19 protein-coding genes are annotated in these 19,708 nt (G+C 63.7%); 8 read left to right on the top strand and 11 right to left on the bottom strand.

Features of this window, described 5'->3' with window-relative positions:
* Positions 1-2 precede the first annotated feature (2 nt).
* Entirely contained in the window at positions 3-671 is a 669-nt protein-coding gene (locus OCL88_RS11285) for a response regulator (RefSeq protein WP_264962564.1), read from the bottom strand.
* On the bottom strand, positions 668-2,245 hold the full coding sequence (locus tag OCL88_RS11290) for a sensor histidine kinase (RefSeq protein ID WP_264962565.1): 1,578 nt from the start codon (positions 2,243-2,245) through the stop codon (positions 668-670). The genes OCL88_RS11285 and OCL88_RS11290 overlap by 4 nt, the downstream gene beginning before the upstream one ends.
* A 295-nt stretch (positions 2,246-2,540) precedes the next feature.
* Here OCL88_RS11290 and OCL88_RS11295 point away from each other — a divergent pair, with 295 nt between their 5' ends.
* The 5 genes from OCL88_RS11295 (at position 2,541) to OCL88_RS11315 (ending at position 6,633) form a co-directional block, all read left to right on the top strand.
* Entirely contained in the window at positions 2,541-3,548 is a 1,008-nt protein-coding gene (locus OCL88_RS11295; protein ID WP_243542273.1) for a Bug family tripartite tricarboxylate transporter substrate binding protein, read from the top strand.
* Positions 3,545-4,048, top strand: a complete 504-nt coding sequence (locus tag OCL88_RS11300) for a tripartite tricarboxylate transporter TctB family protein (protein WP_021471631.1) — start codon at positions 3,545-3,547, stop codon at positions 4,046-4,048. The genes OCL88_RS11295 and OCL88_RS11300 overlap by 4 nt, the downstream gene beginning before the upstream one ends.
* Positions 4,048-5,634: a tripartite tricarboxylate transporter permease gene (locus OCL88_RS11305; RefSeq protein WP_264962566.1), complete on the top strand. Its 1,587-nt coding sequence runs from the start codon at positions 4,048-4,050 to the stop codon at positions 5,632-5,634. Before OCL88_RS11300 ends, OCL88_RS11305 begins: the two co-directional genes overlap by 1 nt.
* Positions 5,631-6,023, top strand: coding sequence for a universal stress protein (locus OCL88_RS11310; RefSeq protein WP_264962567.1), 393 nt, complete (start codon positions 5,631-5,633; stop codon positions 6,021-6,023). Before OCL88_RS11305 ends, OCL88_RS11310 begins: the two co-directional genes overlap by 4 nt.
* Before the next feature lie 79 nt (positions 6,024-6,102).
* Positions 6,103-6,633: a GNAT family N-acetyltransferase gene (locus OCL88_RS11315; protein ID WP_264962568.1), complete on the top strand. Its 531-nt coding sequence runs from the start codon at positions 6,103-6,105 to the stop codon at positions 6,631-6,633.
* Here OCL88_RS11315 and OCL88_RS11320 read toward each other — a convergent pair.
* Entirely contained in the window at positions 6,630-8,765 is a 2,136-nt protein-coding gene (locus OCL88_RS11320) for a glycogen debranching N-terminal domain-containing protein (protein ID WP_264962569.1), read from the bottom strand. The two genes, OCL88_RS11315 and OCL88_RS11320, sit on opposite strands and share 4 nt — an antisense overlap.
* 27 nt (positions 8,766-8,792) lie before the next feature.
* Entirely contained in the window at positions 8,793-9,866 is a 1,074-nt protein-coding gene (locus tag OCL88_RS11325) for a glycosyltransferase family 4 protein (protein WP_264962570.1), read from the bottom strand.
* 129 nt (positions 9,867-9,995) lie between these two features.
* On the opposite strand from OCL88_RS11325, the gene OCL88_RS11330 reads away from it, so the two are divergent.
* Positions 9,996-10,697, top strand: coding sequence for a DsbA family protein (locus OCL88_RS11330; protein ID WP_264962571.1), 702 nt, complete (start codon positions 9,996-9,998; stop codon positions 10,695-10,697).
* Positions 10,698-10,790: 93 nt separating this feature from the next.
* Here the strand turns inward: OCL88_RS11330 and OCL88_RS11335 are convergent, their stop codons facing one another.
* From OCL88_RS11335 to OCL88_RS11355, 5 genes are all read right to left on the bottom strand, one after another.
* Complete coding sequence (locus OCL88_RS11335; protein ID WP_264962572.1) at positions 10,791-12,329, bottom strand: alpha-N-arabinofuranosidase; 1,539 nt, start codon at positions 12,327-12,329, stop codon at positions 10,791-10,793.
* An 89-nt stretch (positions 12,330-12,418) separates the two neighbouring features.
* Positions 12,419-13,315 (bottom strand): carbohydrate ABC transporter permease, encoded by an 897-nt coding sequence (locus tag OCL88_RS11340; RefSeq protein WP_264962573.1) that lies wholly within the window; start codon positions 13,313-13,315, stop codon positions 12,419-12,421.
* 2 nt (positions 13,316-13,317) lie between these two features.
* The gene (locus tag OCL88_RS11345; protein ID WP_062095088.1) at positions 13,318-14,265 is read right to left on the bottom strand and encodes a carbohydrate ABC transporter permease; all 948 of its coding nucleotides are present in this window, start codon (positions 14,263-14,265) and stop codon (positions 13,318-13,320) included.
* 30 nt (positions 14,266-14,295) lie between these two features.
* Positions 14,296-15,627 carry an extracellular solute-binding protein gene (locus OCL88_RS11350; RefSeq protein WP_264962574.1) on the bottom strand — a complete coding sequence of 444 codons (1,332 nt, stop codon included), beginning with the start codon at positions 15,625-15,627 and terminating at the stop codon, positions 14,296-14,298.
* Between the two features lie 215 nt (positions 15,628-15,842).
* Positions 15,843-16,862, bottom strand: coding sequence for a LacI family DNA-binding transcriptional regulator (locus tag OCL88_RS11355; protein ID WP_264962575.1), 1,020 nt, complete (start codon positions 16,860-16,862; stop codon positions 15,843-15,845).
* Positions 16,863-16,975: 113 nt separating this feature from the next.
* Here OCL88_RS11355 and OCL88_RS11360 point away from each other — a divergent pair, with 113 nt between their 5' ends.
* Positions 16,976-17,665 carry a TetR/AcrR family transcriptional regulator gene (locus OCL88_RS11360; RefSeq protein ID WP_062095083.1) on the top strand — a complete coding sequence of 230 codons (690 nt, stop codon included), beginning with the start codon at positions 16,976-16,978 and terminating at the stop codon, positions 17,663-17,665.
* Between the two features lie 15 nt (positions 17,666-17,680).
* Here the strand turns inward: OCL88_RS11360 and OCL88_RS11365 are convergent, their stop codons facing one another.
* Positions 17,681-18,349, bottom strand: a complete 669-nt coding sequence (locus OCL88_RS11365; RefSeq protein ID WP_193592098.1) for a LytR C-terminal domain-containing protein — start codon at positions 18,347-18,349, stop codon at positions 17,681-17,683.
* A complete protein-coding gene (locus OCL88_RS11370; protein ID WP_021471645.1) occupies positions 18,342-18,641 on the bottom strand; it encodes a type II toxin-antitoxin system VapB family antitoxin in 300 nt (99 codons plus the stop codon). The genes OCL88_RS11365 and OCL88_RS11370 overlap by 8 nt, the downstream gene beginning before the upstream one ends.
* A gap of 136 nt (positions 18,642-18,777) precedes the next feature.
* On the opposite strand from OCL88_RS11370, the gene OCL88_RS11375 reads away from it, so the two are divergent.
* A complete protein-coding gene (locus tag OCL88_RS11375) occupies positions 18,778-19,698 on the top strand; it encodes a hypothetical protein (RefSeq protein WP_062095081.1) in 921 nt (306 codons plus the stop codon).
* The last annotated feature ends 10 nt before the right edge of the window (positions 19,699-19,708 follow it).

Raw genomic sequence — 19,708 nt, forward strand, 5'->3', positions numbered from 1 at the left:
ACTCAACGCCCCTTGAGCACGTAGCGCCTTTCCGGACGTCCGACGCCGTATTTCAGCTTCACGTCAACGGCGCCGGCATCGTGGAGGTACTCAAGATAACGCCGCGCGCTCACCCGCGATGTGCCCAGTTCTTCTGCGACTTCGGCGGCTGACAGGTCCCCGGAAGCAGCCTTCAAGGTTTCCTCCACCCGTTCCAAGGTCTCCACGCTGCACCCCTTGGGCAGCGTCCGCTCGGAGGTTCCCAGCCCAAAAACCCTGTTGACGTCGGATTGCTCAGCTTCGGCCTTTGAAGAATCCAGGCCGTGGTACGCGTGCAGGTAATGCTCCAGCCGCTCCTGGAGGTCGGCCTGGGAGAAAGGCTTGATGAGGTAGTGGACAATGCCGCCGCGGAGTGCCCTGCGCACCGTTTCCACCTCGCGGGCTGCACTGATAACCAGGACGTCCAGATCCGGAGCCACCTCCCGCAGCCTGTGCATGAGGTCAAGTCCGTTGGCGTCGGGCAAGTGGATATCCAGCAGCACAAGGTCCGGTTGCAACCGTTGTGTTTCCAGCACGGCCTGCGCGCCCGTATGCGCCACTCCCAAAACGGCAAATCCCGGAGTCCTTTGGATGAAGCCGGCATGCACTTTGGCCACCATGAAGTCGTCATCGACAATCAGGACCTTGATCACGGGCGTACTGCCTCCTTCATGAAACGCGCAGCGAACACGGCACCGTGATGGTTCGATACCGACAGATCGCCGCCGCTGCGCCTGCAAATAACCCGGGAGATGGCCAAGCCGAAACCCCGGGAATCCCCGGGCCCTGGCTCCTTGGTGGAGAAGCCCTGCGAGAAGATCTGTTCGGCATCGCCGTCGGGAATCCCTGGACCATTGTCCCGGACGGTGACCCTGACCTCGTCACCGGACTCGACCACCAAGACGCTGACCGTTGCCCCGGGGAGTCCGGTGACGGCGTCGAACGCGTTGTCCACCAGGTTCCCGACCACAGTAGTGATGTCGCGGGAAAGTTCCTCCGCTACGCGCGGCAGCGCGGATCCCGGATCAAGCTGCAGTTCCACCCCGCGCTCCGTAGCGAGGCTGGACTTGGCAATCAACAAGGCCGCGAGCGCCGGGTCCTGGATCCTGCTGGTCACTTCATCATTGAGCCTGGTGCGGTCCACGGTGGCGCCGTTGACGAACTGGATCACGGAATCGTACTCCTCCAGTTGAAGCAGCCCGGAGATGACATGGAGCTGGTTGGCGAACTCGTGGGCCTGGGCACGGAGCGTGTTGGTTACTGTCCGGGTTGCCCCCAGCTCGCGCTCCAAGGAGGACATTTCCGTCCGGTCCCTAAGTGTCGTGACCGAACCCATGTCCCTTCCGCGGGAGGTCAGCGCAACCCTGTTCATGACCACCAGCCGATCACCCACCAGGACCAACTGGTCCGGGTCCGCCTGGTCCCTGGCCAGCACCACTTTGAGCGCCGGGTCGACGGGCAGCGAAGCGAGCCGCCGCCCGACGCAATCGCCGGGAAGCCCCAGGAGTTGCCGGGCGCTCTGGTTGGCCACAGTGATCCGCCCGTGGGGATCCAAAGCGACCACGCCCTCTTTCAGGCCTTGCAGCATGGCCTCCCGGTTCAGCACCAGACCGGTGATCTCCCGCGGTTCCATGCCCAGGGTCTGCCGCTTGACGCGCCGGGACATCAGCAGTGATCCTGCAAGGCCAAGGACGCTGGCCACGCCCAGGTAGGTCAAGAGGTTGGGAGCCGCGTCGCCGAGCCTTTCCAGCGTTGAGGGGTAGTTACGGCTGATGGAGGCTATGCCGATCATTTCACCGGAATCATCCAGGACCGGTACGTGGGCGGAAAGGACCGGGCCGGCGCTGCCGGCGAGGACTCCGGTCCAGGCCCGGCCTTCCTTCACCCGGCTGTCGCCAAGGGGCAGGATTTTGCCTACCAACCCGGGATCGGAGGCGGTAACCACCGTTCCGTCCAGTTTCGCGAGGGCAACCTGGCCCGAGCCGGAGACTGTCCGTACCGACTCGGCGACGGCCGGAAGGGCGGAACCGGCGCGCGGTTCCGCCGTAGGGAGCAGTTCACGGACGGTGGGGTTGTTCCCCAGCGCTTCGGCAGCCGACAGGGCCCTGCGCCCCTCGGTGCGCTCGAAGGCGGCGGCGGATTCAGCCAGCGATATAGCTGCGACGGCCACCAGCACGGCGAGCACGATCAGCAGCTGCAGCAGAAGGTACTGTCCGGCGAGGGACATGCCTCGTCTTCGAGCCAGTCGAGTCACTGCTTGGTCCTTTGGGTGATTTCCAGATTTGCCGGATGCCGATGGGCTTCGATGCGTTCACGGGCTGTCCGCCATGGAGTACCGGAACTATACCCCTGAGCGGGTCTTTTTGCCTCTTACTGCGTGAACGCAATGAACTTAAAGATCACTGCGAACACAAGAGTGATCCACGTCACCGGCCGCCCTAGCATCGACCGCAGGGCAGGAACCCGAGGGAACCTGCACAGAGATTCGATGAAGAATTTTTTTCACTGAGAAGAGGAACATCATGCGCCAGATCCGCGCATTGCGCATTGCCGCCGTTGCAGCCGGCATCGCCCTGATGGCTACCGGTTGTGGTGCCACCAGCAAGAGCTCCACAGGCACCGAAAGCACCGGTGCGGCCAAACCCATCAGCGGTCTGCAAATCATGGTCCCCAACACCCCCGGCGGCGGTTACGACACCACCGCCCGAGCCGCGGCCAAGGTCCTGGACGACGAAAAGATCGCCAGCAACACCGAGGTCTTCAACCTGGCCGGAGCAGGCGGCACCGTGGGCCTGGCGCGCGTGGTCAACGAGAAGGGCAACGGCGATCTGGCCATGCTCATGGGCCTGGGCGTAGTGGGAGCCAGCTACACCAACAAGTCGGAATCCAAACTGACCCAGACCACTCCCCTGGCACGCTTGATCGAGGAACCCGGCGCCATCATGGTCAGCAAGGACTCCCCGTACAAGACCATCGATGACCTGGTGAAGGCATGGAAGGCCGATCCCGCTTCCATTTCCGTGGGCGGCGGCTCCTCGCCGGGCGGCCCGGACCACCTCCTGCCCATGCAGCTGGCCGGCGCCGTGGGCATCGACGCTACCAAGGTGAACTTCGTTTCCTACGACGGCGGTGGGGACCTCCTGCCTGCGATCCTCGGCAACAAGCTGGGCTTCGCAGCGTCCGGAGCCGGCGAGTACCTGGAGCAGATCAAGTCCGGCGAAGTCCGCGTCCTGGCTACCAGCGGCGAAAAGCGGTTGGACGGCGTGGACGCACCAACGCTCAAAGAGTCCAACATCGACCTCGTCTTCACCAACTGGCGTGGCGTTGTGGCACCTCCGGGCATCAGCGATGAGGACAAGAAGTCCCTGATCGCGGCCTTGGAAAAGATGCACGAATCCGCAGGGTGGAAGGAAGCCCTGAAGACCCACAGCTGGACGGACGCCTTCATCACCGGTGACGAGTTCCAGACCTTCCTGACCGACCAGGACAAGCGGGTGGCCGACGTCCTCACCAAGCTTGGCTTGGCGTGAGCACTGCAGTAAAAGGCCTCAAGGGCCGCGCCGAGCTGGGAGTTTCCCTCCTGCTCGGCGCGGCCGGGGTCCTGGTCTTCCTGGACGCCAACGGCCTGGCCACCCCGTACTCCAAATCGGACCCGGTTGGGCCCAAGACTGTGCCGTTCATCGTCGCAGGCCTCTTGCTGGTTTGTGCCGTGCTGCTGGCCATCAACGTCCTCCGCGGCGGCAAGGGTGAAGCCGAAGGCGGCGAGGACGTCGACCTGGCGCACCCCGCCGATTGGAAGACGGTCCTCCCCTTGGCGGGCGCCTTCATCCTGAACATCCTGCTCATCGACTGGGCCGGATGGGTGATCTCCGGAACTCTCCTCTTCTGGGGCAGCGTTTTGGCCCTGGGCAGTCGGCGCTACGTCCGTGACGGCCTGATTGCCCTGGCACTCTCCCTGCTGACCTTCTACGGCTTCTACCTCGGCCTGGGCATCGCACTGCCTGCCGGGCTTCTGGAAGGAATCCTCTGATGGACGTCCTGTCCTCGCTGATGGACGGTTTTGCCACCGCCCTGACCCCCATGAACCTCCTGTACGCCATGATCGGCGTGCTCCTCGGCACCGCAGTCGGTGTCCTCCCCGGCCTGGGACCGGCCATGACCGTGGCCCTGCTCCTGCCCGTGACGTACGCGTTGGAACCTACCAGCGCTTTCATCATGTTCGCCGGCATCTACTACGGCGGCATGTACGGCGGTTCCACCACCTCCATCCTGCTCAACACCCCGGGTGAGTCATCCTCCGTTGTCACAGCGATTGAAGGCAACAAGATGGCCAAGGCCGGGCGTGCCGCCCAAGCCCTGGCCACGGCAGCCATCGGCTCGTTCGTCGCCGGCACCATCGGCACCGCCTTGTTGGCCGTCTTCGCGCCGATCGTGGTCAAGTTCGCCGTCAGCCTTGGCGCCCCCAGCTACTTCGCCATCATGGTCCTGGCCCTGCTCGCAGTCACTGCGGTCCTTGGTTCGTCCAGGCTCCGCGGCTTCGCATCACTGGCACTCGGGCTGGCCATCGGCCTGGTGGGCATCGATTCGGTCACCGGCCAGCGCCGTTTGACCTTCGGCCAGCCGCTTCTGGCCGACGGCCTGGACATTGTGGTTGTCGCCGTCGCCATTTTTGCTGTTGGTGAGGCCCTCTGGGTTGCCGCCCACCTCCGCCGCAGCCCATTGCACATCATTCCCGTAGGCCGCCCCTGGATGGGGAAGAAGGACTGGGCCCGTTCCTGGAAGCCGTGGCTCCGCGGCACCGCGTTCGGTTTCCCGTTCGGCGCGCTTCCCGCAGGCGGAGCGGAAATCCCCACCTTCCTCTCCTACGTCACGGAGAAGCGGCTGAGCAAGCACCCTGAAGAATTCGGCAAGGGCGCAATCGAAGGCGTGGCCGGACCGGAAGCTGCCAACAACGCTGCCGCGGCTGGCACCCTGACCCCCATGCTGGCGCTGGGCCTGCCCACCAACGCAACGGCCGCCGTCATGCTCGCAGCCTTCACCACCTACGGCATCCAGCCGGGACCGCAGCTCTTTGCCAGCCAGGGACCGCTGGTGTGGGCCCTGATCGCCAGCCTGTTCATCGGCAACCTGCTGCTGTTGCTCATCAACCTGCCGCTGGCTCCGCTGTGGGCCAAACTGCTCCAACTCCCGCGGCCCTACTTGTACGCAGGAATCCTGTTCTTCGCCACCTTGGGCGCCTACTCGGTGAACCTGCAGGCGTTCGACCTGGTGATCTTGCTGGTCCTCGGAGCCCTGGGCTTCATGATGCGCCGCTTCGGCCTCCCTGTCCTGCCCTTGATCCTCGGCGTCATCCTCGGCCCGCGGATCGAAGGCCAACTCCGCAAGACCCTGCAACTGAGCGCCGGCGACCCCGCCGGGCTCTTCAGCGAACCAATCGCGATCGTTGTGTACATCATCGTTGCGATCGTGCTGGTTTGGCCGTTTGCGTACAAGCTCATCCGGCCCAAACGGCTGGCTACGGCCCAAACGGCACCAGGTCCAGCCGCCCAGCCGGAGTCCGGCGCTGCGACCCGGCCCGAAAACACTGAAATCCCCCAGAAACAGGAGAACCCGTGACCATCGTGGTGGGATACGTCCCCACGCCGGAAGGTGAGGCCGCGCTGACGCATGCCATCGCCGAGGCAAAGAAGAGCAACAACCACCTCCTCGTCATCAATTCCTCGAAGGGCGACGCCCTGGTGGACAACCGCTACGCCCAGGAGCCGGACATCCAAGGAATCGAGCAACGGCTTGCGACGCAAGGCATCAGCCACACCATCACGCAACCGGTTCGAGGCCATGACGCTGCAGCCGAGGTCCTGGATGCCGCAGATGAACACCATGCGGATCTGATCGTGATCGGACTGCGTCGGCGCAGCCCCGTTGGAAAGCTCATCATGGGCAGCGTCTCCCAACGGATCCTGCTGGAAGCGGACTGCCCGGTGCTGGCAGTCAAAGCCGACTAGGAGTTTTGCGCACGGAAAATGCCCCTAAGATGCGTTCTTGGGGGCATTTTCCGTAACCGACTCCTGGAGGGACACTGCGTTGACCGAGACTATCCGCACCGCTACAAGCAACGACGCCGGGAAGCTCGCTGAGCTTGCGGCCGTCACCTTTCCGCTGGCGTGCCCGCCGGGCTCCTCCCCGGAGGACATCCAGGCCCATCTGGAGAAGCACCTGAGCGAGGCAAGGTTCGCCGAGTACCTCGCGGACGCGAACATCACCATCCTGGTGCTCGATGACGCCGGCCAACTAAACGGCTACACCATGCTCGTCGCCAAGCCCACCAGCGACCCCGATGTGGCCTCGGTCCTCTCAGCCCAGCCTTCCACCGAACTCAGCAAGTGCTACGTCCATCCCGAACACCACGGCCATGGCGCAGCTGCCCGGCTCATGAAGGCCTCCCTTGCCGATGCGGCAGACAAGGGAGCGGCCGGTGTGTGGCTCGGGGTCAACAGCCAGAACGCCAAGGCCATCCGTTTCTACGAGAAGAACGGCTTCGAACGGGTGGGCACCAAGTCATTCCAGCTGGGCAACACCGTGGAGCACGACTTCGTCATGGAGTACGCGGTCTAGCCGAACAGGTCCCCGGCCAACGGTGGCCGCGGATCGTTGCGCAGCCGCAGGCTTTCCGGCAAACCCGCCACCGACCCCGTTGGCCCGGCTGCCTCGATGGTGATCCGTGAATCACCCAGCAAGACGTTGTCAGCGCTGAACGTCCCGAAGGATGCGGGGAGTATCGGTGCCAGGTGCAGCACGTCCCGGGTGAAGTCCGGATCGAATCGCAGCAGGATCCTGGCGAGCTGCACCGGAGCGGCAGCCGCCCATGCCTGCGGGGAACACGCCGTCGGGTAGGGAACGGGCTCCGGAAAGTCCGAGCGGTCAAAGCCGCAGAAAAGTTCCGGAAGCCGGCCGCCGAAGTGCTTGGCGGCGTCGAACAATCCGCTGGCCACGCGGCTGGCTTCCTCAACGAAGCCATAACGCATCAATCCGGTGGCGACGATCGCGGTGTCGTGGGGCCACACCGAACCGTTGTGGTAGCTGACGGGGTTGTAGGCGCCCATATCCGAGGCGAGGGTGCGGATCCCCCAGCCGGTGAACATTTCGGGCGACATGAGCCGCTCCGCCACCAGCGGCGCCTTGTCTTCGTCCACGATGCCAACCCACAGGCAGTGGCCCATATTGGACGTGCACGAATCCACGGGCTTCTTGTCCTTGTCCAGGGCGAGCGCGTAATAGCCCTCGTCCGGCAGCCAGAACGTCTTGTTGAAAGCCTCCTTAAGTGCCTCGGCCCGGTCCGCGCAGCGGCGTTCGACGGCGGTGTCCCCCGCCGCGCGTGCCAGCAAGGAACGGCCCACGTACGCCGCATAGGCGTACGCCTGGACTTCGCAGAGTGCGATCGGTGCCTCCGCCATGGTTCCGTCGGCGAAGTTGATGCCGTCCCATGAGTCCTTCCACCCCTGGTTGATCAGGCCGTGGGGGTTCGGCCTCTGGTACTCGATGAACCCGTCGCCGTCGCGGTCGCCGTACTTCTCCATCCACTCGATCGCGCGGTCCGCGTGCGGGAGCAGGGATTCGATGATGTCCGACCCCAGTCCCCAGCGGCTGAGTTCGCCCAAGGTGGAGACGAAGAGCGGAGTGGCATCGGCTGTCCCGTAGTAGGCCGTGCCGCCCAGCGAGAGCCCTGCAGTCACCCCGAGCCTGACTTCGTGGGGTATCCGCCCCGGCTCCTCTTCGGAGTCGATGTCCACTTTGGTCCCCTGCAGGCCTGCCAACGTTTGCAGTGTGCCGGCGGCGAGGCTGGGGTCGACCATGAGCGACATGTAGGAGGCCAGCAGCGAGTCTCTGCCGAACAACGCCATGAACCAGGGCGCTCCGGCCGCCACGGCAGCACGGTCGGGGTGTTTCGCATCGAAGATCCGCAGGGAGCCGAGGTCACGCTGGCTCTTCTCCAGCACACCGGTGACGTTGATGTCGGTAACGCTGATGCGGGGAACGTGCTCCTCCCACTGTTCATGGCGTTGCGCGCCGACGCTGTGGCTAAGCGGTGTCGCCGCGGTAAAGGGATTCTCCGGTTCTTTCCCATTAGTGATGGGCAGGGCAATCACAGTGGCGGTCCAGTCGGTCCTGGCAGGGATAGTGACATTGAACGTCAGCCCTTCCTCGGTGACCTTTGCCCCTTCTGCGTGGAAGGAAACGCCCCGCTGCTGTCCGTTTGAGTGGCGGGACTCGATGTACAACCGGTCCTCATACGCGGTCTTCAGGGTCCCGTCAGTGTGTCCGGCGCGACCACCCTTGACGTCAAAAAGGTCCGCTAGATCGGCGTCGAGGATCACTTCGATGGTGCAGTTGGACGGCTCGCCGGAGTAGTTCCGGATGGTGATGTCATCCCGAAGCCCCGAGCCGATACTGCGCTGGTGCTGGACCAGCAGCGGGCTCTCGAACCGGCCGTCCTCAGTGCAGGCCCGGCCCACATATTCTGCTTGGAAAGCCGTCGGATTGCGGGCCACCAAGGGCTCGCGCGGTTCGCCGTTGATGCGCAGTACCCAGCGGGAGACGATTCGGGTGTCCTGGTAGTAAGCGCCCTGCGAACCCCCCGCGTGGACGTCACCTGTATGGGATGAGATGCAGAAGGAAGAGCCTTCGACGACCGTCACCGCCCCCAGTTCGGACGCTCCTGCTTCCGTATCTGCATTCCAGGCTGTCATGGGCGGTGGGGCTCCTTAGCTGCGGTTTTAAAAGGCCTGCCTTTGATTCTCTTTCACGTAAGGCCCGCCCGTAACCCCCTTGCCCTTGAATTGTTCAATCACCCGCGCGTAGAGCTCCAGATGGTCCGCTGCCATCCGGCCGGCACTGAAGTACCCCTCAACGGCTCTCCGGCAATCGGCGCGGCTAAGCTTCGTTGCGGCGTCCACGAAACCGGCCAACTGGTGGACGTCGCCCAGGAATCCGGTCTCGCCGTGCTGGATGATCTCCGGGGCTGCACCCATGGGCGTAGCAATGACCGGGGTTCCGGTGGCCAATGCCTCGATCATCACCAGCCCGAACGGTTCGTGCCATTGAATCGGATTGATGAGGACGGCGGCGTCACCCATCAGCTGGTACTTCTCCGGATCAGCCAGCTCACCCAGGAACTCCTCCTGTGGGCCCAGCGCAGGCTTCACCACTTCATGGTAGAAACGCTGTTCGTCCTTGGCATGCATCTTGGCGGCGATCCGCAGAGGTATCCCGGCTTCCCGGGCGATCCCCACCGCCTCCATGAGCCCTTTGTCCGGGCACATGCGGCCAACGAAGCAAGCGTAGCCTCCGCTGCCGCTGCCGACGGACACCGTGGAGAGATCCAATCCGTGATGGATCACGGCCGACACCGGAACATCGGGCACCCGGGACCGCTGGCAGTGGGAAATGGCGATCACCACCGTGTCTGATGCCATGGCCCGGTACAGCACCGCCGATTGCTCATTCAGCGGTCCGTGGATGGTGGTAACCACCGGAACGCCCGGGGGCCTGTGCCCGTACAGGGGCCCGCCCAGGGTGTGGTCATGGATGATATCCACCTCGCCCATGCCCGCATAGGCCTTGATGATGTGTTCCAGTTCGCTCAGCGTCTGGCCCAACTCTCCAGGCGTACTGACGCCGAATCCGGGAAGCTGGGACACCGGACACGTGCTGTCCGAGGACGCGGCCAGCAGGACGTCGTGCCCGGCAGCAGCGAGGGCCTGGGCAAGGGCGTCCACCACCCGTTCGGTGCCGCCGTACTTCTCCGGCGGAACAGTGAACCAGGGTCCCACAATGAGTCCAATGCGCACGCTTGGGCCTTTCAAGCAACCCCCAGAACGCGGGCTGACTACATAACCCTCAATAAGGCTATGCGGCGCGTGAGGAAAATAACATCCCTGATATGGAATGCTCCCTGTGCTGCCCCGGTTGTCCACACCATGAAGATTGAGATCTGGTCCGACGTTGCTTGCCCATGGTGCTATATCGGCAAGCGGCGCTTCGAGACTGCCTTGGCACAGTTCCCGCACCGCGATTCGGTGGAGGTGGAATGGCGGAGCTACCAGCTGGATCCTTCCGTCCCCGAACACTACGACGGCACCGAGCTGGACTACCTGAGCAAGCGCAAGGGCATGGCTCCGGATCAGGTCAAGCAGATGTTCGCCCACGTCACGCAGACTGCTAAAGACGAAGGGCTGGATTACCACTTTGACAGCGTTGTGGTGGCCAACAGCTTCACGGCCCACCGGCTCATCCATCTGGCAGCCACCCACGGCAAGCAGGACCTGGCGAAGGAGCGCCTGCTCAGCGACCACTTTGAGCACGGCAAGGACATCGGAAGCCAGGAGTACCTGACCGGGCTGGGTGCGGCGCTGGATCTTCCGGCCGGTGAGGTGGCGGAACTCTTCACCTCGGACAAGTTCACCGAAGAGGTCACCATGGACATCAACGAGGCCCGCGCCATCGGCGTCACCGGCGTCCCTTTCTTCGTCATCGACCGCAAGTACGGCATCTCCGGCGCCCAGCCCGCCGAGCTCTTCGCCCAAGCCCTCAACCAGGCGTGGCAGGAAGCCAACCCGCTGATCCCGGTGGGATCCTCCGATGCCGAGGCCTGCGGCCCGGACGGTTGCGCCGTCAACTGACCACCCGCCGTCGTACTTCCCCAAGTAAGTCGCAGTTAAGCGCGTTCTGACGGCTCAAAATGTGCTCAACTGCGACCCAGTTGGGTGCGGGGGCTAGGCTTTCGCCACCTCAAGTTCGACGACGGCCCAGGACAAAGCGGGCAGCGTCAGCCGCAGCTCGGAACCGGAGGCCTTGACGCCTTCCAGAGGTGTCAGCCCCACCCGATCCGGCTGGGACTGGCTGTTGATGGTGAAGCGGTCCCCGCCGTCGGGTATTTCAAGGACCTCGGCCCGAAGAATATGCCGGGCGTCGAAGCCGTGCAGGGCGGCCTCGACGTCGGCGGCCTCCTCCAGTCCGCGGTTGGCGAAGAACAAGGCAACCCGGCCCGTTTCCTCGTTCCACGTGGCGCTGACGTCCACCAGGTCCGTGTCGCCGAAACGCGCGTTCGAGTACTTGTCCGAGTTAACGGACAACTGCAGGATCTGCCCCTTGGCCAGCTCGGCCATGCGTGCGAACGGGTGGAAGATGGACTGCTTCCACGCCGGTCCGTTGGCCTCGCTGAAGATCGGCGCGATCACGTTCACCAGCTGCGCCTGGTTGGCGATCTTCACGCGGTCGCCGTGCCGCAGCAGCGAGTTCAGCAGAGTCCCCACCACCACGGCGTCGGTGACGTTGTACTTGTCCTCGATCACGCGAGGGTGTTCAACCCACGGGCCCTTGACGATGTTGCTCAACTGGTCCTCGGTGTCCCGGCCGCGCTGGTACCAGACGTTCCACTCGTCGAAGGACAGGTTGATGTGCTTCTTGTGCTTGCCCTTGGCCCGGACAGCGTCGGCGGTCGCCACCACCGACTCGATGAAGTAGTCGGTGTCGACGGCGGAAGCGAGGAAGCTGCCGACGTCGCCGTCGTGCTCCTGGTAGTAGGCGTGGAGGGAAACGTAGTCCACCTCGTCATAGGTGTGCGTGAGCACCGTTTGCTCCCACGCGCCGAACGTGGGCATCCCGGAATTGGAACTTCCGCAGGCCACCAATTCAATGGTGGGATCCACAAAGCGCATGGCTTTGGCAGCTTCCTGCGCCAGCCGGCCGTATTCCTCGGCGGTCTTGTGCCCGATCTGCCACGGCCCGTCCATCTCGTTGCCGAGGCACCACAGCTTGATGTCGAACGGGTCCTTGTGCCCATTCCTGGCCCGGAGGTCGGACCAGTAGCTGCCGCCGGGGTGGTTGGCGTATTCCACGATCTGGCGGGCAGCGTCAACTCCCTTGGTCCCCAGGTTGATGGCCTCCATGATCTCGGTGCCGGCCTGCCGGGACCAGTCCACGAACTCGTGAAGGCCGAACGCGTTGGTCTCCACCGTGTGCCAGGCCCCGTCCAGGCGGCGCGGCCGGTCCTCCCGTGGGCCGATGCCGTCTTCCCAGTTGTAGCCGGAAACGAAGTTACCGCCGGGGTAGCGGATCACGGTGGCACCGAGTTCCTTGACGAGCTTGAGGACATCCTGGCGGAAGCCGTTCTCATCCGCTTCCGGGTGGCCGGGTTCGTAGATGCCGGTATAGACACAACGGCCCATGTGTTCCACGAAGGAACCGAACAGCCGGCGGGTTACCTCGCCAACAGTGAAGTCGCGGTCGAGGGTAATGCGTGCGCGGGACATGAATCTCCTTGGTTGTGTTTCGAATCCGGGTTTCGGCTCTGGGTGTCAGGTTTCGGTTTTCGGTACTGGCGTGCTCCGCAGGTGCCGGGTCAGGTCCCGGCGAGTCCCGTCGTCGAGATGCCCTTGATGATCTGGCGCTGGAAGAACAGGAAGACGACTATGAGCGGCAGCGCGGCGAGCAGGGCGGACGCCATATTCTGCGCGTACTGCACGCCGTAGGCGCTCTTGATGGTCTGCAGGCCGACCGGAAGGGTCAGCAGCGAATCGTCGTTGGTGGCGATGAAGGGCCACAGGAAGTTGTTCCACGCACCGATGAACACGAAGATGGCCACCGAGGCAAGGATCGGACGGGACAGCGGCAGGATGATCTGCAGGAAGATCCGCATCCGGCTGGCGCCGTCCATCACGGCCGCCTCTTCGAGTTCCCTCGGGATCTGGTCGAAGAACTTCTTCAGCACGAACACCATGGCGGGATGGATGACCTGCGGCAGGATGATGGCCCACGACGTATCGATCATCTTCAACGCAAGCATCTGGTAGAAGAGCGGGATGATCAGGACCGGCGGCGGAATGATGATGGACGCGATGATGACCGTCATCAGCAGCTTCTTGCCTTTGAAGTCGATCCTGGACAGGGCGTAGGCAACCAGCGCCGAGATCACCAGAGTGATGATCGTGATGGCTGCCGAGGTGTAGAGCGAGTTCCACGTCCACAGCGGAATGTTGCCGTCCTGGAAGACTTTGGCGAACGCCTCGACCGTGAAGCCCGACGGCGGTATCCAGCTGATCTTCGACGCCGAAGCGTCCGTCTCGGTCTTGAAAGCGGTGACGGTGGCCCAAGCGAACGGAATAAGCCAGAGAACGGCAATGAAGGCGGCGACGACGATCGCGGCCACCCTGCCGACCGTCAGTTTCCTGCGCGGCTTGCGCAGGTCCTGGGTGGTTCCGGTGTGCTGTGCGGGACGGGTGAGGGTTGTGGTTGCCATGGCTATGCGCTCCTGCGGCGGGTGATGACGAACTGCATGACGGAAACCACCACGATCAGCCCGAAGAAGATGTAGGAGATGGCTGCGGAGTAACCCAGCCGGTAGCCGGTGAATCCGGTTTCGAAGATGTACTGGACCACCGGCCTGGTGGACCCGCCGGGACCGCCGGCCGTCATCTGGTAGATCTGGTCGAAGATCTTGAGCGACGCGAGGATCTGCAACAGGACAATCATCACCGTGGTGGGTGTGAGCTGCGGCAGGGTGATGGAGAAGAACTGGCGCCATCCTCCCGCCCCGTCCAGGGACGCGGCCTCGTAGTGCTGTGCCGGTATGTTCTGCATGGCTGCCAGGTACAGCAGGAAATTGAAGCCAACGGTCCACCACAGCGTGGCGATCACAATGGCCCACATGGCCACGTTCGGGTCGTTCAGCCAGGCCACTTTGGGAAGGCCGATCTTGGCGAGGAAATCGTTGATCAGGCCAAGTTGCGGGTTGTACATCCAGGTGAAGAACAAGGACACCACGGTGGATGCCAAAAGAAATGGAGCAAAGTAGGACAACCTGAACAGCCACTGTGCGGGCAGGTTCATGTTGAGCAGGGCCGCCATCAGCAGCGCAACCAGTACCAGCGGCACCGTACTGATCACGGTGAAGTACAGGGTGTTGCCCAACGATCGCCACATTCCGGCGTCGGCAAAGGCCTCGGAGTAGTTGGCAAAGCCGATCAGGGAATCATTGGCCCCCGTGAGGGATTTGCCCGTGAGGCTCATGTAGAAGCCGTAGATGATGGGCCATACAAGGAAGACAAGGAAAAACACCAGGAACGGTGCGGAGAAGGTCCACCCGCTCAGGGCGTCCCGCTTGCTGCGAAGTGACAGGCCGGCGTTGGCGTTCCGGCTCTGGGTGGTCCCGGGCTGGCTGGCCTGCCGGGACAAGGTAGAGGAACTCATGAAGGACTCCTTTGTCGCTCGGTAGGACGGTTAGACCGGGTTGGGACGGGAGAGAAGATCGTTGGTGCGGGCTACGAAGCCGTCCCAACCTGTGGTTGCCTTGTCACGGCCCAGAAGCACGTTCTGGATGTGTTCTGCAAAGTACGTCTGCCAGTCCGAGCCGGACCCGCTGAACCACGACTCCGGATCGTACGTAATGATGTCCGCGGCATTGGCGTAGTGGATTTGCGGCGACAGCTGCCGGTAGCCCGGCGACTGGACCACTGGCTGGTACGCCGGAATATGCCCTGCCTCCGCCCAAGCGAGGGAGCCCTTGAGGATGTCGCTGACGAACTTATAGACATCGCGGCGCTTGTCCGCGTCTGCAGTGAGTTGCCGCGGAAGGACGAAGGAGTGGGAATCGGCGTACGAGGCCGGCGTTCCGTACAGGGTGGGGATGGTTGCCGCGTCCACAGGCAGCTTGGCCTTCTTCATGGTGGGGAGCTCCCACACTCCGCTGAACAACATGCCTGAATCGCCGCGGACGAATTCGGCGATGCCCGTATTGATATCACCGCTCTTGGCCGCGATGGTGTCATCGAAGAGCGACGCCATGAACTCAAGCGATTCGATGGCGGCATCCCTGTCCGCCTGCATTTCCTGTCCCGGAGTGAGTACGATCTCCGCACCGTGCTGTTTGTAAAGGGTGTAGAAAAGGCGCCACATCTGCGAGCCCAGGTTCAGGTAGCCGAAAGACAAGCCACGGGCCTTGGTTACTTTCTGCATCTCCCGGGCCATGGTCTTGAAATCGTCCGGGGTGGAGACCTGCTGGAGCTGGCCGTTTGCTTCCAACAATCCGGCTTTGCCCGCCACGTCCGTGTTGTAGAACATGATGAACGGATGCGAATCCAGCGCGATGGAGAAGACCTTGCCGTCCTGCTGGCTCTTCTCCCAAATCCTTGGGGCGAAGTCCTCGGGCCGCACACCGTTTTCGGCCAGGAGGTCCAAGTCCCACGGCTCGATGAGTCCGCCGGGCGCGTAGCCGGGCACGCGGCTTGCGTGCATGATGGCCAGTTCCGGGGGCCGGCCACCGGCCGAGGCCATGGCCAGCTTGGTGTAGTAGGGCGGTCCCCACGCCAGCACGGTGGGGTGCACCCTGAATCCCGGGTTGGCTTGATTGGCAGCGGCGATCATCGCCTGCATTTTGATGCCATCACCACCGGAGAGCAGATGCCAGAAGCCGATCTCGCGCGCTTGGGACGCCTGGGCCGCTCCGCCGCAGCCGGTCAGCCCGGCCATCAGGCCCAGACTGCCGAGGGCCGCGGATCCGGCTAATAGTTGCCGCCTGGATACCTGTCTCCCGGCCATTTCGAATTGCTTCACCCGTCACTCCTTTGGATGGGTCCGCTGAAAGTCACTGCTAGCTGCAAAGTCCGGCTTGCTTGCGCCGTGTCCAGCTGAATGGTGGAGCCGGAGTGACGCAGGTCTCACATTACAACGATGTAAATTGCAAGGCAAGGAAAAATTGTTAGCGCAAACAATTTGACGTCAAGCGGCGTTGCCAGCTCCGGAGTGCGGAGGTTTCCCTGGCCCCGGGCTTAGTGCCCTTCCTTGCCCCGCGGGGCAGTGCTGCCGCGCTCCACGATGGAGTAATCCACCTGCATCACGCGCTGGGAGGAGTCGCGGTCCGTCATTCGATCAGTCAGCAGGCGTAGTGCCTCGGAGGCCACACGGCGCCGGTCGAAGGAAACGGTAGTGAGGGGCGGGACAGCGAAGCGCCCGTCCGCAACGTCGTCGAATCCTGCTACTGCAATGTCATCGGGAACCCGGATGCCCCGCTTCCAGAGGACGTTGAGCGCCCCCAGCGCCATGGAGTCCGTAAAGCAGAACAAAGCCTCCGGCACGGGGTGCGAATCAAGCCAGGAATCAAGCGCTGCCGCCGCGGACTCGGACGTCCATTTTTCGCAGCGGATCAGCAGTTCATCGTCCGGCGCTATGCCCAAGGTCTCCAAGGCGGATTCGTAGCCGGCCGCGCGGTGGATGGCAGTTGACGACGGCCGGGCCGCATTGACGCCCAGTACGGCAATCCTCCGGCGTCCCGGTTTTGCCAGCGCGAGCGTCATGTCCCGCGCCGCAGCCATGCTGTCCACAAACACGCGATCGGCTATGTGCTGGGTGACTTCGCCGAGCAGCACCACCGGAGGAAGGGAAACACCAACCTTGACGGCGCTTTCCTGCAGGACCACGGGGTTGAGGATGAGGCCGTCGATCAGGTTGGACCGTGCACGGGTCATCAGGTCCTGTTCCCGCTGCGGATCCGATCCCGTCTCCTCGATCTGCACGCTCCACCCTTGTTCGTGGGCAACTTCCACCACATGGTGGGCTAGCTCGGCGGAAAAGGGCGTGGCCAGATCCGGCAGGGCCAGGCCAATGACGCCCGAGCGGCCGTTGCGCAGTCCCCGCGCAGAGAGGTTGGGAACGTAGTCGAGCTCCTGCATGGCCTGCTCGACCTTGAGGCGCGTGGGCGCACTGACTGGCACCACGCCGTTCATCACATTCGAAACGGTCTTGGGAGACACTCCCGCGCGGCGCGCTACATCCTTGACCGTTGCCCGCAACAGTCCCCCTTGGTGAAATCAATCCGGTTGACTCGATGCTACGCGAGTTTCCGCCCGCCTCCGCCCCGCAGGGTTCACGGGTATTTGCTGACAGATAACGGTAAAGTGTCTATATGCCAAGGATCACGGCCGCCACGAACGCTGCCCAACGCGCCGAGACCCAACGTCGTATCCTCACAGCGTTCGGTGAGCTTCTGTTCACCCACGGCCTCCCCGGCCTGACCATGACCGACGTCGCCCGCCACGCAGGCGTGGGACGCACCGCGGTCTACAACTACTACGCGGACATGGAGCAACTGCTCATCGCGTACGCCTTGGACGAGACCGAACGTTTCATCGGGGACCTGCGCGATTCCCTGGCAGCCTTGGACAATCCGGTGGACCGGCTGGCCCTCTACGTCCGATCCCAGGTGGAGGACCTCAGCCGCCGCCACCTGCCGCCCGGGCCGGCGATGGCAGCTGTCCTATCCCCGGCCTCCTTCGCCAAACTCGCAGACCACGTCGGCGGGCTGAACATCCTCCTCGAAGACATCCTCAAGGACGGGGTCCGCCAGGGCTACCTCCCGGACGTGGACGTGGCGCAGCTGGCGCGCCTCATTCACGGCACCCTGTCCGCCAGCGCCGCACGACGCAACAAGACGCCCGACGGCGACGCGCCGCTGCCATCGCCGCTCACCGACGTCGAAACCGCCACAGCGCTCACCGTACGGTTCATCCAGCTGGGGGCTGGGGCGAAGTTCGACGACGCCGGCAGGCCAGTCCGGGCTGCCGCGGCGGGGACACTGCAGGCCAGCGACGCGTAGAAGCGCTGTGGGAGTTTAGTTGCCTGCGGGATCCGTGGGGATGATGGGCCACTTGGAATTGTCCGCGATGCGGAGGTCCTCACGGGGGCAGCTGAGCTTGCCTGGCGTCTTGTCAACCTGTTCCGGTTCAACCAGGCCCTCGTAGCCCGGGGTGAGGATGACGTCCACGGACTCGTCCTCACGGTTGTCCTCGTAGTAGTCGGTACCGGCGAGGTTGCGCTGGATGTTGAAGGCGGCCGCCTGGCCCTTGACGCCGGATATGACGACGCCGACTCCCGAATAGGCGGTGTCGCTGTTGTCCACGGCGCCCACTTTATGGCCGCGTGCGGCGAATTGCTCCGCGACCGTGCCGGCCAGTCCGCTGCGGGACGTGGCGTTAAAGACGTTGAGGCTGACGGTTTCGTTGGGAACGTAGTCGAAGGTGGTTCCCGGGCAAAGGCTCGTGGGAGCTTTGCTGGCTACTGCGGTGGGCACTTTCACCACGCCGTTCATGACGGCCCAGGCGCCCACGGCTCCGGCCGCGATGACCCCCACCAGGAGGACCAGGACGATCGCGTGGAAAAGCCGCCTCCCGAACCGTGAGGGCGGCGTCCCGGAGTCGTCGGCGAACGTGGCGCGAAGTTCCTCGCCCGTGACCACGTGATGGCCATGGAGGTGCGTCACATCCTTGGGACGCCTAGCCATCGATCACCAACACCCTGGCATGGATCGCCGTCCTTTGATGCAGTGCCGTCCGGACCGCCCGGTGGAGTCCGTCTTCCAGGTACATGACCCCTTGGTACTGGACCACGTGGGGGAAAAGGTCTCCGAAAAATGTTGAATCCTCAGCCAGCAACGCTTCCAGGTCCAGGGTGCGCTTGGTGGTGACGAGCTCGTCAAGCCGGACCGGGCGGGGAGGCAGGGCAGCCCAATCCCGCGGCGCGGAGTATCCATGGTCAGGGTACGGGCGTCCCTCGCCCACAGCTTTGAAGATCACCCTGCAAGCCTATGGAAGTTACAGCCCCAACGGAACTTGTGAGCCCCGGCACAGGCAGGTTGTAGCCAAATGGTGATTATCGGGCCCGCGGCGTCACAGCTGTGGAGTGGGCCCCGCGGACTGACAGAATAGGGACATGACTCAACCGCTCCAAAGTCCCGGCCGGACTGTTACCCGGGAGAACCCGGCCCTCGCGCTGCTCCTCGACGTCGACGGTCCCATCGCCAGCCCTGTCACGCGGGACGTGAAGCCGGACATCATCGCCGACCTCGTAGCCCTGGCCGCTGCGGGCATCCCGGTCATCTTCAATACCGGCCGTTCCGATGCTTTCATCAGCGAACAGGTCATGGAGCCCATGATTGCCGCGGGCATGCCTGCAGGCACCACCATCCACGCTATCTGCGAGAAAGGTGCGGTCTGGTTCAGCTACACCGCCGAGGGTCCCGGTCCCATCCACGTGGACCACGAACTCGCGGTGCCCAAGGCTTACGGCGACGACATCCGCCGGCTGGTGGCCGAGGACTACGCCTCACACATGTTCTTCGACGAAACCAAGCGGGCCATGGTGTCCGTGGAGCAACACCTTGACGTTGCCAGCGAGGACTACCTCGCCGAACAGAAACTCTTCGACGCCGACGCGCTGGACATCATGGCACGGCACAACCTCAACGCGGCCATCCTGGACCACCACGCACCCGGATCCGATGACACCGCGGACTACCGGCTGGACCCCACCATCATCTCCACGGACATAGAGTCGGTCCGTTTGGGCAAGGACCTGGGTGCAAGCCGTGCCGTGGAACTCCTGGCTGCCCAGGGCATTACGCCGCTCTCCTGGCGAACAGTGGGCGATTCCCGCACCGACTACGCCATGGCGGACTGGCTCCACCACAACGACCACGACGTCAAGCATGTGGATGTACGGCCCGCGGACGGTGTTCCGGTGAAGCCCTACACCATCCTCACCGCGGCGGACCTTGAGCTTGCCGCTGACGTCATCCATGACGACGCCGGAGGAGCATTCCTTCGCAGTTGGCGCGAAGCCCTGGACATCTAGCTCCGGCTCC

The sequence above is a fragment of the Paenarthrobacter sp. PAE-2 genome, assembly GCF_026013155.1.
Lineage (GTDB): Bacteria > Actinomycetota > Actinomycetes > Actinomycetales > Micrococcaceae > Arthrobacter > Arthrobacter ureafaciens.